This is a genomic window from Streptomyces sp. x-19 (genome assembly GCF_046549115.1).
GTDB classification, from domain to species: Bacteria; Actinomycetota; Actinomycetes; order Streptomycetales; family Streptomycetaceae; genus Streptomyces; species Streptomyces albulus_C.
The window spans coordinates 46,145-60,494 of record NZ_JAJPWK010000022.1; the positions used below are offsets into that span (position 1 = coordinate 46,145).

Annotated in this window: 10 protein-coding genes; 8 read left to right on the forward strand and 2 right to left on the reverse strand. The window is 70.0% G+C overall.

Annotated elements, in window-relative coordinates; genetic code table 11:
* Nucleotides 1-805: 805 nt before the first annotated feature.
* The gene (locus ACLJT4_RS33140) at nt 806-1,834 is read right to left on the reverse strand and encodes a methyltransferase (protein ID WP_411128049.1); all 1,029 of its coding nucleotides are present in this window, start codon (nt 1,832-1,834) and stop codon (nt 806-808) included.
* A gap of 178 nt (nt 1,835-2,012) precedes the next feature.
* Entirely contained in the window at nt 2,013-2,915 is a 903-nt protein-coding gene (locus ACLJT4_RS33145; RefSeq protein WP_053165166.1) for a phytanoyl-CoA dioxygenase family protein, read from the reverse strand.
* Nucleotides 2,916-4,199: 1,284 nt separating this feature from the next.
* On the opposite strand from ACLJT4_RS33145, the gene cmdF reads away from it, so the two are divergent.
* The 8 genes from cmdF to ACLJT4_RS33185 all read left to right on the forward strand — a co-directional run bounded on the left by cmdF (nt 4,200) and on the right by ACLJT4_RS33185 (nt 14,308).
* Nucleotides 4,200-5,810 carry a tyrosine 2,3-aminomutase gene (cmdF, locus tag ACLJT4_RS33150; protein WP_411128051.1) on the forward strand — a complete coding sequence of 537 codons (1,611 nt, stop codon included), beginning with the start codon at nt 4,200-4,202 and terminating at the stop codon, nt 5,808-5,810.
* 49 nt (nt 5,811-5,859) lie between these two features.
* A complete protein-coding gene (locus ACLJT4_RS33155) occupies nt 5,860-6,960 on the forward strand; it encodes an AMP-binding protein (RefSeq protein WP_411128053.1) in 1,101 nt (366 codons plus the stop codon).
* Nucleotides 6,960-8,399, forward strand: a complete 1,440-nt coding sequence (locus ACLJT4_RS33160; protein ID WP_411128055.1) for an aldehyde dehydrogenase family protein — start codon at nt 6,960-6,962, stop codon at nt 8,397-8,399. The genes ACLJT4_RS33155 and ACLJT4_RS33160 overlap by 1 nt, the downstream gene beginning before the upstream one ends.
* A gap of 13 nt (nt 8,400-8,412) precedes the next feature.
* On the forward strand, nt 8,413-9,456 hold the full coding sequence (locus ACLJT4_RS33165; protein WP_411128057.1) for an alcohol dehydrogenase catalytic domain-containing protein: 1,044 nt from the start codon (nt 8,413-8,415) through the stop codon (nt 9,454-9,456).
* Nucleotides 9,457-9,897: 441 nt separating this feature from the next.
* Nucleotides 9,898-11,340 (forward strand): family 2B encapsulin nanocompartment shell protein, encoded by a 1,443-nt coding sequence (locus tag ACLJT4_RS33170; protein WP_411128059.1) that lies wholly within the window; start codon nt 9,898-9,900, stop codon nt 11,338-11,340.
* A gap of 18 nt (nt 11,341-11,358) precedes the next feature.
* Nucleotides 11,359-12,417: a family 2 encapsulin nanocompartment cargo protein terpene cyclase gene (locus ACLJT4_RS33175; RefSeq protein ID WP_411128061.1), complete on the forward strand. Its 1,059-nt coding sequence runs from the start codon at nt 11,359-11,361 to the stop codon at nt 12,415-12,417.
* A gap of 32 nt (nt 12,418-12,449) precedes the next feature.
* Nucleotides 12,450-13,328, forward strand: coding sequence for a geranyl diphosphate 2-C-methyltransferase (locus tag ACLJT4_RS33180; protein WP_411128063.1), 879 nt, complete (start codon nt 12,450-12,452; stop codon nt 13,326-13,328).
* A 401-nt stretch (nt 13,329-13,729) separates the two neighbouring features.
* Nucleotides 13,730-14,308: a MarR family winged helix-turn-helix transcriptional regulator gene (locus ACLJT4_RS33185; RefSeq protein ID WP_275460884.1), complete on the forward strand. Its 579-nt coding sequence runs from the start codon at nt 13,730-13,732 to the stop codon at nt 14,306-14,308.
* Nucleotides 14,309-14,350: the final 42 nt, after the last annotated feature.

A 14,350-nucleotide genomic window follows, 5' to 3' on the forward strand; every position in this document is an offset into this window, starting at 1 on the left:
GGGACGCCGGCACGCAGGCGCACCCCATCCCGCAAAAGCCCAGAATGCCACAAAAGGCAAAGAGGGCGCATTCACGCCAAAAGGCGCTAATGGCTACGGGTGGTGGTAAGGGGGAGTGGGTGCTATACGCGTCAACGCGGGAGCCGGCTGGCGCAAAGCAGCCGACGGGGCGAGCCCCCTCGCTAAAGATTCGGCCGCTCTCCGGCAAGGGCTCGCCACGCTCCGGTAAACCAGTCGCCAGGCTGCTCGGAGGGGAATTTTTACTCTCATTCCGCCGGTTTTTCTTCCGGCGCGCTCGACGTCCCCCGCTCGGTGCTCCGTGGCGGTGCGGGTGGGGTGTGTGGTGCCTCGCCATGGTGAGGAAACGTCACATCAAGGTCAGAGCTTGTGAACGTCATCCAAAAGCAGTAATAGCCGCAGACCGCTCATGCCCCTATTATCTGCGACATGACGCCCACATGCGTCCCAGACGCCACTGCCGAGGCCAACGAGCGCATACGTGCGTTCATGGCCGCCCGAGTCGGTCGGCCGCTATGGCCCGAGGAGCAAACCGAGTACGAGCAACTGCTCACCGCTTGGGCGAACTCCGTACAGACATCCCCGACCACCAGTTGAACTGGACCAGCCCCGCCCCTGCCACGGCAGGGGCGGGGCGTCGTTCGGTACGGGGCGAGGCGAGGTGGGGCGGGACGGAGCGAGTCCGCCCCGCTGTCCGGCTCGCGGTGGGGCGGTGCCGCCGCCCCGCCACCGTCAACGACGAGGCGGCTCGGCCGACGGGATCACGTCCGCCCGCGTCCCCTGTTCCTCACGGCCTGCGGGCGACGACGACCCCGTTCGCGGCCGGGGCGTCGAACGGGCGGATCTCGACGTCGGTGAAGCCGACGTCCAGCAGCCAGGACCGGTACTCCTCGCCCGTGTAGTTGCGGCCGAACGTCTCCACCAGCATCGACAGGCTCATCAGGGTGGCGTCGAGCGGGCCGTCCTTGGTGTCGGCGACGAGCAGTTCGCTGATCAGCAACTGCCCGCCGGGGGCCAGCGCGTCGTAACAGCTCCGCAGGATGCTCCGGCACCGGTCGATGTCCCAGTCGTGCAGGATCATGGACAGCAGGATGACGTCCTTGCCGCCCGGGAGCGGGTCGGCGAAGAAGTCCCCCGGCGTGAAGGAGATGCGGTCGGTGAGCCCGGCCTGCTCCACCTTCTTCTGCGTCAGGTCGCACACGAAGGGCAGGTCGAAGATCGTGGCGGACAGTTCGGGGTAGGCCCGGCACAGCTCGATCGCGTAGGCACCGCCCCCACCCCCCACGTCCATCAGGGCACGGCTGGTCGACAGGTCGACGGTCTCCGCCATGACCCGTGCCGTCGGGCGGGAGATCGCGCTCATGCCCTCCCAGAACGTCTCCAGGATCACGGGGTTGGTGTCGTCGAACAGCGAGGTTCGCCGCTCGCTGTCCCAGGCCGTCGGGCGGTTGGTGCGCAGCGCCTCGTCCAGGCGCAGCCAACCGGGGTAGTCGTGCCGGGAGACCACCTCCACCCAGCCGCCGACGTAGTCCTCGCCGCCCCGCAGCAGGTACCGGGCGGTCATCGGCGTGTTGCGGTACCCCGCGCCGTCGCGCTCCAGGAGGCCGAGCGCCGCGCAGGCGGTGATCAGTTGCTCGACCGGACGCTCCTGGAGGCCCAGGGCATCGGCCAGTTCCCCCGCGGTCATGCCGGGGCGTTCGGCGAACCGGCCGAACACGTCGCGTTCGTGCGCGGTCACGAGCGTCTGGGACACCCAGAGGCCGTAGACCATGTTCATGATCGGCATGACGGATGCGGGCTCTTGGACGGAAGTCATTGTCACCCCTTGTCGGTTCGGCGCAGACGGGGTCACCGCTGCGGCCGGTGGATCGGATGGGCCATGGGCATCGGGCGAGGAGCGACGGCACGTCCGTTGTGGCGACGGCGCGCTGCGTGCGGGCATCGGCTGCGGTCGGTGCCCGTGGGGAGCGGCGCCGTGTGTGCCGGCGGAGCCGTCAGACGGTCTGCTCCGCGACCGACTTGCTCCACTCGCGTGCGGTCTTGTTGGCGGCCCGGCGGGTGGCTTCCGACGGTACGACGGGGGTGGCCGCCTTGCGGCCGAACAGCACGTCCATCGGTTCCTCGATGTCGCCGGCGTAGCCCATGGCGAAGCAGCCCTGTTGGTAGCCGATCACCTTCAGGAGCTCTTCGGGCAGTGTGCGGGCCAGTTCGGGCGGGGCGACGAGGTACTGGTTCTCCTCCTGGCGGACCCAGCCGGAGCAGTAGCTGAGGATCAGGCCCCGCCGGACCTCGTCGGTGCGGTTGGTGCCGCCGCCGTGGACGACCTTGCCGGTGAAGATGAAGACCGACCCCTTCTTCATCTCCACCGGCATCGAGCTGCCCGGCTCGACGTCCTCGGGTGCCAGCGGGTCGCTCCCGGGCACCACATGGGTGGCGCCGTTGGCCTCCGTGAAGTCGGTGAGCGCCCAGAAGAACTGGCACATCACGTGGTGGTCGGTGGCGAACGGGAAGAAGTCCCAGACCAGTTCGTCCTTGTGCAGCTTCTGTGCGACGGAGCCGGGGTGGGCGCTGATGAGCTGTGTCTGCGAGAGCTGGAACTCCGTCGAGGACTTCAGCAACTCCCGCGCCACGCCGGTGCACAGCGGATGCACGATGAGATCCCGTCCGGTCGCCGAGCGGGCGACCAAACTGCCGGTCCTCTTGGTGTTCTGCCCGGCGAACGCGTCCGGGCCGAACGGGGTGGCGTCGATATGGGGCATCATCTCGCCTAATAGGGCGTCCACCGTTTCGGGTGGCAGCACTTCCTCCACGACGGCATAACCGTTCTCGTGGAGGCTGTGCATGATGGCGTCGATACTTGCGTCCTTCTTGAATCGATCGTTGACCTTGGGTTTCACGGTGGTACTCCCTGCGTCGGGTGTACGAGGCCTGCTGGGCTTTTTTGCGACCTGAGCGCAAGCCGGTGGGAAAGGGGATACGCGTCACGGCAGGCGTGAACGCTGAGCGGTCGGAGCCCGGTCCGCCGGGCACGCTGGCGTGCCGTGAGTTTCCGTGCGGAGCGAGGTTTTCTACGCCGAAGAAATCCCTGAATAAATCATTACCTGGAGCCCACCACGGCAGCAAGGCCGGGTCTGCCGATCGGCCGGATTTTGCTCCGCCCGGAACCGCGCCGTGGCGTGAACTGGAGTGGCTGCAGCCTGTGTTGAGGCCCAGGGGACGGCTCTCTCAGGTTTACGTCATGCCAGTTCAACGGTGGTACGGGGTGCGAGTTGATCACCTGGGTGCACCAGGCCGGCGGACGCCGCATGACGGCGATTACGCGTCGCAAGCCCCCGGCCGACGGCTGTGAATAAGCCCCATTCACTCGGTGAACGAGAGGGCCGTCCGTCAAGGGATTTTCCGAGAGGTGACGACGCCTCGATGGATTGGCACCAGCCGCCGGTAACCGGCCATGCGGCCGCGGCGGACCTGGCGTCACGTTTCTGGAAACCCGAGTTCAGCGGGGAAAATGGACCGGCGGGTACGGTGGCGTGATCCGTACGTGGGTGGGATGCGAGAGGGACTGCCGAGCCCATCGCGGGGCTAGGTTTCCGGAAGGTAATGATTGACCCAAGGGAGAACGCCGGTTAGCGTGTTGAACGCATCGTCCGAGGACGTACGGCATGGACGTGAGCCGCCCGTGCCGGTCTTTCCGAGTTGGGGTTGCCGACCTTCAGGCGACCTGTTCCACTCCTGCTCTCCGCGATAGCGGGAAGCGGGCGAAGAATCCGTTCCGAAATCGTCCGCGCTGCTGCGGTATTCGGTTCGGTCGGCGGCGGATGCCCTGACCGGCGAAGCGGGCGGTATGCGGTCTGCGGAAGAGCGTCGACGTCGCTGTGGCGTCGATCGGGCGGACGCCAAGTCATTCGCTCGTGCACTCTCGTTCGCGCGGTGAAAAGGCAGTGCCGCGCAGTGCGTCAAACCTTTCCGGGAGAGGCTTGCATTCACCGCGACGAGTTCCCAAGGGTGGCGAGCGGACCGTGCCATGAGGCCCACCCGTGCCCATTCTCGCGAGTGGCGCATCGCCACGTCCGTGGCCAGCCGGCCACCCGAACCCCGGACCTCGCCGGTCGCACCGGCCCACGGTCCACACCCCCCTGCCCACGTCCACCGCACCACGATCCCCAGAAGGAGACAGTGCCTTGACCACGACAGTCAGCACGACGACGGAGTCCATCGCGTTCGACGGCGAGAACCTCGCCATCGAGGACGTCCGGCGCATCGCGGAGCACTACGTGCCGTGCTCCGTGACCCCCGAGGTCCTGACCAAGGCGGCCGCGAGCCGGCAGCAGTTCGAGGACATCGTCCGCGACGGGGCCGCGGTGTACGGCGTCACCACCGGCTACGGCGAGATGATCTACATGCAGGTGGACCCCTCCAAGGAGGTCGAGCTGCAGACCAATCTGATCCGCAGTCACAGTGCTGGCGTCGGCCCGCTGTTCGCCGAGGACGAGGCCCGAGCCATCCTCGCCGCGCGACTGAACGCCCTCTCACGCGGCTACTCCGCGGTGCGCCCCGAGATCCTGGAGCGCCTGGCGCTCTACCTCAACCTCGGCATCACCCCCGCGATCCCGGAGATCGGCTCGCTCGGCGCGAGCGGCGACCTCGCGACCCTCTCCCACATCGCCTGCACGGTCATCGGCGAAGGCTACGTCCTGCGCGACGGCAAGCGCGTCCCGACCGGTGAGGTGCTGCGCGAACGAGGCATCGAGCCGCTGGAGATGCGGTTCAAGGAGGGCCTGGCGCTCATCAACGGCACCTCCGGCATGACCGGACTGGGCTCGCTCGTCGTCGGCCGGGCCCTGGACCAGCTCCACCAGTCGGAGATCGTCTCCGCGCTGCTGCTGGAGACCCTGCGCTGTTCCACCAGCCCGTTCCTCGCCGAAGGCCACGAACTCGCCCGTCCGCACCGCGGCCAGATCGACTCGGCCGCCAACCTGCGCACCCTGCTCGCCGACAGCCAACTCGCCGTCTCCCACTCGGACTTGCGTGCGGAATACCAGAGCAAGAAGTCCGGCGACGACGTGACCCGCACCGACGTCTACCTCCAGAAGGCGTACTCGCTGCGCGCCATCCCGCAGGTGCTCGGCGCGGTACGGGACACGCTGCGCCACGCGGAAGGCACCCTGAACACCGAACTCAACTCCGCCACCGACAACCCGCTGTTCTTCCCGGGCAAGGAGGTCTTCCACGGCGGCAACTACCACGGCCAACCGGTCGCGTTCGCCATGGACTTCACCACGATCGCCCTCACCCAGCTCGGAGTGCTCTCCGAGCGGCAGAGCAACCGACTGTTCAACCGGCACCTCAGCTACGGACTCCCCGAGTTCCTCGTCGCCGGCGAACCGGGTCTCAACAGCGGCTTCGCGGGCGCCCAGTACCCGGCGACCGCGCTGATCGCCGAGAACCGGACCATAGGCCCGGCCAGCACCCAGAGCGTCCCGTCCAACGGTGACAACCAGGACATCGTCAGCATGGGCCTGATCTCCGCGCGCAACGCCCGTCGAGTGCTGTCCAACAACACCAAGATCCTCGCGGTGGAGTACCTGGCGGCCGCCCAGGCCGTGGACCTCACCGGCCGGTACGAGGGGCTCAGCACCGCCGGCAAGGCCACCTACGAGAAAGTCCGCTCCCTCGCGCCCACCCTCGACCACGACCGGTACATGTCCGACGAGATCGAGACCGTGGCCGGCGCGGTCGCCCGCGGCGAGTTCCTCACCACCGTCCGGTCCGCCGGCATCCAGCTGCGCTGACCGACGTGCGGACGTTATCGGACTGCCGAAGCAGCGGATGGGAGTCGGGATGAAGACAGCGGACGCCTTGGCCGTCCTGGACGCTCCGCTCGACGCGGACGTCGACCCGGACGAACTCGTCCAGGCAGCCATGGAGTGGCACTTCTCACCGCGCACGGGCACGCCGTTCTGGCTGGACCGGCTGGACCGGCTGGACTTCGACCCGCGGACGGACGTGCGGACCACGGCCGACCTGCGCCTGTTCCCCCAGACGATCGACGACCTGCGGCACACACCGGTGGAGGACCTGCTGCCCAAGGGGTACGACGGGGCCGCGGACGTCATCGGGGTGTTCGAGAGCGGCGGCACCACCGGCTCCCCGAAACGGGTGGTGTACCTCGCCGACTGGATGGAACGCGAGATGGCCCAGGCCATGCGGGCCATGGACGAGCGGGGCTACCCACGCGGCGTGAACTGGCTGTCGATGGGACCCAGCGGCCCGCACGACTACGCCGAACTCACCGGACAGCACGCGCGTCGCCGCGCGGGCGTGCGGTTCGCCGTCGACTTCGACCCCCGCTGGGTGCGCCGGTGCCTGCGGGAGGGCCGTGACGAGGAGGCCGAAAGGTACCTCGACCACGTCCTCGCGCAGACCGCCGACGTGCTCGCAAGCCAGCGGATCGGGGCCGTCCAGGCACCGCCGCCGCTGCTGGGGCGACTGGCACGGGACGAACGGCTGGTGCAGCTGGTGCGCGACCAGGTGCAGGTGATCACCTGGTGCGGCACCAGCATGGACCGGGACACCCGGGACCTGCTGACCGACGAGGTCTTCCCCGGCATCCCGGTGTACGGCCTGTACGGGAGCACCGTGGCCCTCGGCGCCGCCTTCGAGCGGAAGGGCACCGACGACGGCGACTCCGCCTTCGACTCGCCCTCGGCCAACGTCACCTACGAGGTCGTCGACCCCGACGGCGGCGATCCCGTCGCCGTCGGGGAGACGGGTCAGGTGGTCATGCACCACCTCAGCAAGTCGGCCCTGCTCCCCAACAACCGCGAACGCGACGTGGCCCGCCGGGTCGCCGCGCCCGCGGGCCGGCCGGGCCACTCCGTCGCCGACGTCCGCCCCGTCGAGGCGTTCACCGGTGTGCCGGTGATCGTGGGAGCGTACTGATGACGGCGGACGCGGTCGCACCCGGCGCCGCCGCGACCGGGTCCGGGGCCGGCGCGCTCGAACTCATCGACGCGCTGGTCCCGGGCGGCACCTACCGCACCAGTCGGCGGGAGACCGTCCGGGACGTGTCCGGCAGACCAGTCGCGGAGCTGACGCTCGCCCCCGCGCTGTACGTCGGGCGGACCACCGACCGGCTGCGGCGGCGGCCGGCGGTCGCAGCGGGCTGGTTACCGGCCGAACTCACCGGGCGGTTCCGGGCGGCGGCCACCGCCTTCACCACCGCCAGGCTCGGCGGGCTCACGCCGGCCGAGCACCACCGGCGGGTGGCCCGCACGACCGGCGTCCCGGTGTCGGTGGTCCGGGCCGCGGCGGCCACCGTCGCCGCGGCCACCGCGAACGCGGTCGGCGCCGCCGAGCAGGCCCGCCCCCGTGGCGCGCTCCCGGCGGACTGGCGGCACGGCGACGTGGCGGACGGCGGCGCGGTCCTGTGGCGCCGCCGGGGGAGGTTGCTGTGCGTCAACGCGTCCGGCAACCACCCCGCGGTCCACTCGTTGTGGCTGGAGGCGCTGGCCCTGGGGTACCGCGTCGCCGTCCGGCCGTCCCGGCGTGACCCGTTCACGGCACACCGACTCATCCTCGCGCTCCGATCGGCGGGGTTCGCGGACGAGGACGTGCTCCTGCTGCCCTGCGACCACCACGTCGCCGACGAGCTGATCCGCGGCGGGGACCTCGCCATGGTGTTCGGCGGGGACGACGTGGTCGACCGCTACACGAAGGGCTGGTCGGGCACGCCGGTGCTGCCCCAGGGGCCCGGGCGGGTCAAACTACTGGTCACCGGGGAGTGGGAGCGGCACCTCGACGTCATCGCGGACTCGGTCGGCGGACTGGGCGGCGTGTCCTGCCTGAACGCCACCGCGGTGTTGGTCGCACGCGACGCCCGGGGTTTCGCCGAGGCCCTGGCGGAGCGGCTGGCCGCACTGCGGCCGCTGCCACCGGAGCACGAGGACGCCGAACTCCCCTGCCTGCCACTGGCCGAGGCGCGGCGGATCGCCGGGTTCCTACGGCAACGCGCCACGGGAGCACGGGCGATGGGGAACACCGGCATCGTGCACGACCTGGAGGACGGCAGCGCCGCCCTGCGGCCGGCCGTGCACCTGCTGGAGGACCCCGCCGCCGAACAGCTCGCCCTGGAAATGCCGTTCCCCTGCGTCTGGGTCGCCCCCTGGTCACCGGAGCGCGGCACCGCACCACTGCGCCGGTCACTGGTGGTCGGCGTCGCCACGCAGGACGACGCCCTGGTGGACGCGCTGCTGGCCGAACCGTCGATCCGCAACGTCTACGGCCTGGACCGCCCCACCTGGTGGCTGCCACCGGGCATTCCGCACGACGGGTATCTGGCCGAGTTCCTCATGCGCAGCACCGCGCTGGCACGAAGGTGAAGGAGGATTCGTGATGCGTGCTGTGGTCCTGCACCACCAGGGCGACGTCCGCGTCGAGGACGTCCCGGAGCCCGCCATCGAGGAACCCACGGACGTGTTGGTACGGGTGGTGGCGGCAGGCCTGTGCGGTTCGGACCTCCACGTCCTGCGCGGCACGTCCCCGCTGCCCCGGCCGATCCGCAGCGGTCACGAGTTCGTCGGGATCGTCACGGACGTGGGCGCCGGGGTGACCACCCTGCGCCCGGGCCAGTTCGTCATCGCACCGTTCAGCACCTCCGACGGCAGTTGCGCCGACTGCCTGCGCGGGATGCCGATCGCCTGCGAAAGCGGCATGTTCTTCGGCGAGTTCGGGCCGGACGGCACCGCCCTCGACGGGGGCCAGGCCGAGTGCGTGCGGGTACCCCTCGCCGACACGACGCTCCTGGCCCTCCCCGAGGTGCCGCCCGACGACCTGGTGCCGGCGCTGCTCACGCTCTCCGACGTGCTGCCCACCGGGCACGAGGCGGCGGTGCACGCGGGAGTGGGTCCGGGGTCCACCGTCGTGGTGGTCGGCGACGGCGCCGTGGGGCAGTGCGCGACCCTGGCCTGTCGGCGGCTCGGCGCCGAGCGGATCGTCGTCATGTCGCGGCACCCGCTGCGGCAACAACTCGCCCGTGCACACGGGGCGACCGACGTCGTCGCCGGGCGCGGGGACGAGGGGGCGGCCGAGGTCGCCGAGCTGCTCGGCGGCGGCAGCGGGCACGTGATCGAGGCGGTCGGGACGCTGCAGTCCGTGCGCCAGGCGATCGGTTGCGCGCGGCCGGGCGGCCGGATCGGCTACGTGGGTCTGCCGTGGGGCGTCTCCCTTCCTCTCTGGGAGCTCTTCGGCAAGAACCTGTCCCTCAGTGGGGGCGGTGCCAACGTCCGGGTCACCATGCCCGAACTCGTCGGCGACGTCCTCGACTCCACCCTCCGGCCGGGCGGCGTGTTCGACGCGACCTTCCACCTGGTCGACGCACCGAAGGCGTTCCACGCCATGGACGCCAGACAGTGCATCAAACCGCTGCTCCGTCCCTGACGTTAGGTATCCCGCCGCGCTCGACATCGGGACGGCGGTGCACCCTCCTCGTGGTGCCGCTCAAGGCGAAAGTGCCCTTGGGCGGCGCCACTTGGCGTTGTCGGGCAGACAGGCCAAGGCGGCGTCCACTCCGCTCACCGGCCAACTCTCTTGGCAATAAAGGACGTTCGGATTAATGTGCGACGCACTCACCAACGAGGGACCTGGTCGGTGCTGCTCGTGGTGCATGCATTCCCGGGAATGGTGGTAGCGAGGGGGCGCGCGGAAACGCGAGTGAGCCTCTTCTGCAACATTCTGATGTTCGCGCCCCTTGAATGCGAAGGCGCCCCCCTTCGCGCCGTACCGAGATGATCTCCCGCCTGTTTCGCTTGTCCCTGCGCACGGCCACCCTGCGCACCACTGGCCGTTCTGCTCATCTCTGTTCACGTCCCGGGAGGGAAAGTGTCCACACCGGACAGCGTCACCGGTTCCGTCACCGAAGATCCCGCACTCGAACCACCCGCAGACAGCGTGCGCACCAGCCTCGCCACACAGGCCGCACGCCAACTCGCCACCACCACCAAGTCCGAGCCGCAGATGCAGGCCATCACCTCGCGGTGGCTGCTGAAGATGCTGCCGTGGGTGGACGTCAAGGGTGGCACCTACCGGGTCAACCGGCGTCTGCAGCTACGAGTCGGCCGGGGGCGCGTCCAGTTCGAGCAGAACGGCGCGGACGACATCAAGGTCATCCCGCAGACCCTCACCGAACTCCCCGTCCTGCGCGGCTACGACGACATCGAGGTCCTCAAGGAGATCGCCGGCCGCTTCCGCGTCCGTGACGTCCGGGCCGGCCAGGTCCTCTTCGAAGCCGGCCAGGCCGCCACCGAGGCATACCTCGTCGTCCACGGCCGGTTCGCCCGGTACAAGCCCGGCAAGTACGGCGAGGACGAGGTCATCGGCGTCGTCACGGACGGCGACCAGATGGGCGACGAGGCGATCGGCCAACCCGAACCGCGGTGGTTGAGCTCCGTGCGGGCCGAAACCGAGGGCGTCGTGATGGTGCTGCCCTGGGACGTGATCGAGGAGTTCACCGAACGGGCGCCGTCCCTGGCCGCACACCTCACGGCCTACGCGGAGCAGCAGCAGCGCCCCATGAACCGCAAGGGGGAGGCGGAGCTGCCGGTACAGGCGGGCCACGTCGGCGAGCCCACGCTGTCCGGCGGCTACGTCGACTACGAACTCGCCCCGCGCGAGTACGAACTCTCCCTCACCCAGACCGTGCTCCGGGTCCACAGTCGCGTCGCCGACCTCTACAACGAGCCGATGGACCAGACCCAGCAGCAACTCCGCCTCACCGTCGAGGAGATCCGCGAGCGCCAGGAGTGGGAGCTCGTCAACAACCGCGAGTTCGGACTGCTGCACAACGCCGACTACGGCCAACGCATCAGCACCTACACCGGCCCCCCGACCCCCGACGACATGGACGAGTTGCTGTCCATGCGCCGCAAGACCCGACTGTTCCTGGCCCACCCGAAGGCGATCGCCGCATTCTTCCGGCAGTGCAACAAGCGCGGACTGGTGCCGGGCACGGCCGACGTCGACGGCCACGAGGTCCCCGCCTGGCGCGGCGTCCCGATCTTCCCGTGCGGCAAGATCCCGATCGGCGGCGCCCACACCAGCAGCATCATCGCGCTGCGCACCGGCGAGGCGGACCAGGGCGTCGTCGGCCTGTACCAGACCGGCATCCCCGAGGAGTTCCAACCCGGTCTGAACGTCCGCTTCATGGGGATCGACCAGGCCGCCATCATCAAGTACCTCGTCACCGCCTACTACTCGCAGGCCATCCTCGTGCCCGACGCCGTCGGCATCCTGGAGAACGTCCAGCTCGGCCGGAGCGCCGACTGACCCGGTGGAGTCTGAAGCATGAGCACGCCCCCCAACACCGACACCGGGTTCTCGCTGCCCGGGCCGCCCCACCTCGCCCGTGACCTGCGGGCCCGCCGCAGCGGTGCGGTGCCCGGCCTCGTGTACCGGCCCGCCGCCCCCGCCGACCCGGAGAAGGCCAAGGAGATCGACCGCCGGCTGGAAACCTGGGCCCGAGGTCTGGACCTCTTCCCCGCCCAATGGAGCGGCGACTTCGCGGAGTTCCAGTGCGGCCGCGCCGTCGTCCTGCAACACCCCGGCGCGGCCGACCTCGAACGCCTCACCGCCGCCGGCAAGTTCCTGCTCGCCGAGAACGTCGTCGACAGTTGCTACTGCGAGGAGGACGAGGGCCGGGGCGCCTCGCGCAGCGTCCTCGGTGGTCGCCTGATCCTGGCCCAGTCGGCGCTCGACCCGTACCACGGCACCCCCGCGCTGGAAGCGGAGTGGCTGGCGGGCATGCAGGCCGACGGCCCGCTGCGCTCGTACTACTGGGCGATGAAGGACTACGCGGCCGTCGCCACGCCCAGCCAGACCGACCGGTTCGTGCACGACATGGCCCGGCTGCATCTCGGCTACCTCGCCGAGGCGTCCTGGTCGCAGTCGCGGTACGCACCGCAGGTCTGGGAGTACCTGGTCATGCGGCAGTTCAACAACTTCCGCCCCTGCCTGTCCATCGTCGACGCGGTGGACGGCTACGAACTGCCCGAGGCGCTCTACGCCCGACCCGAGGTTCAGCGGGTCACCGCCCTGGCGTGCAACGCCACGACCATCGTCAACGACCTGTACTCCTTCACCAAGGAGCTGGCCAGCGACCCGACCCACCTGAACCTGCCGCAAGTGGTGGCCGCCAACGACAAGCGCGGCCTCAAGGCCGCCTACCTCAAGAGCGTCGAGATCCACAACCAGGTCTTCGAGGCGTTCGAGACCGAGTCGGCTCCCTTGGCCGCCCTCTCCCCACTCCTGGAGAGGTACGTCCGGGGCCTGGCCGACTGGGTCGCCGGCAACCACGAATGGCACGCCACCAACACCGACCGCTACCAGCTGCCCAACTACTGGTAGACCGATCCACGTACCACTGCAAGGAGTCACCGTTGACCATCGCACACGCCGACACCGCCACCCGCACGCCGGTGCCGACCCAGTCCACGTACCAGTCACGGGTCGCGGACTACTGGAACGCCGAGGAGAACCCGGTCAACCTCGAACTCGGCAAGATCGACGACCTGTACCACCACCACTACGGCATCGGGGACGCCGACCGTTCGGTGCTGGACGAGCAGGACGCCGACCGGCGCCGCGAGCGGGTCACCGGCGAACTGCACCGCCTGGAGCACGCCCAGGCCGACCTCCTCGCCTCCCACCTCGGTGACCTCGACCCCTCCGACCGCGTCTTCGACGCCGGCTGCGGACGCGGCGGCGGCAGCGTGGTGGCGAACCTGCGCTACGGCTGCCACGCCGACGGCGTCACCATCTCCGCCAAGCAGGCCGAGTTCGCCAACGAGCAGGCCCGCAAGCGCGGCATCGACGACAAGGTGCGGTACCACCACCGCAACATGCTCGACACCGGCTTCACCACCGGCGCCTACTCGGCGTCGTGGAACAACGAGTCGACCATGTACGTGGAGCTGGACCTGCTGTTCGCGGAGCACGCGCGGTTGCTGCGGCGCGGTGGCCGGTACGTCACCATCACCGGCTGCTACAACGACGCCTACGGCCGTGCCTCCCGCGAGGTGTCGCTGATCAACGCCCACTACATCTGCGACATCCACCCGCGCTCGGCGTACTTCAACGCCATGGCCCGCAACCGGCTGGTCCCCGTGCACGTCGAGGACCTCACCGAGGCCGCGCTTCCGTACTGGGAGCTGCGCCGCGAGGCCGACCACCTGGTCACCGGCATCGAGGACACCTTCTTGAACGCCTACCGCAACGGGAGCTTCCAGTACCTGCTGATCGTCGCTGACCGCGTGTGAGCCCCCGGGGCCGCGCCGCCGCCGGCGCGCGGCCCCGGAGCCCCGCTGCGACACCCGTACCGACCAGGCACCACTGCGGTGTCTGGTCGGCGCCGTGTCCGGTGCCGTTGACGGGACTGCGGTGCCTGGCGCGAACCGGACCTCCGGGCGACGGAGCGCGGCGCACCGGACGCCCGGCACCGGATGACCCGTCGCCTGGAGCGGCCCGGAACGACCTGCGCCCGCGGGGAGTCGTACGCCGACCTGAAGTACCGTCCCGGCGGCACGACCGTGCCCCGCCTCGAACCGCTGCGCCAGGTCCGTACCGCTGGGCGCGCCGGAACCACCAGGTCGGTGGGGGGTCGGCGACGAAGTGCGGTCGCGGGCGTACCGGGGGCGGCCGGGCCGGTATAACCTTCCCCATGCCCCTTGACGAAGCCGCACCGCAGCAACCCTCCGGCCGGCCCGCCGCATGGTCCGACCTCGACGCGGAGGCCGAGGACGTGACGGTGGCGGTCATGACGGCGTCCCGTCTGCTGATCGCCGTCTCGGCGCGCGCCCTCTCCTCCATAGACGAGGCCGTGACCCTGCCCCAACTGCGGGCCCTGGTGGTGCTGGAGAGCTGCGAACCACTCAAACTCGCCGCGCTGGCCACCACGTTGGGAGTGAACCCGTCGACCGCGATGCGGATGGTCGACAAGCTCGAAGGCGTCGGACTGGTCGACCGCCGCGCCAACCCGGACAACCGCCGCGAGGTCGTCCTGCGCCTCACGCCGGCGGGACGGGACGTGGTGGAGCAGGTGCTCGCGCACCGCCGGGCCGAGATCCGCACGCTGGTGGGCCGGTTGCCGGCCGAGCAACGCGAGGGACTGGTACCGGCGTTGCAGGCCCTGATCCAGGCCGCCGGGGAGTTGGCCGTCGATCCCGTGGACGAGGTGCGGCTCACGGGCGGGCTCGTACCGAACCCGCTCGCGTCGGGTGGCCGCGACGGCCTGGGGTGAGGTGCGCGGAAGCCGGCCCGAGCGGGCGGGCCGGCGTACCGG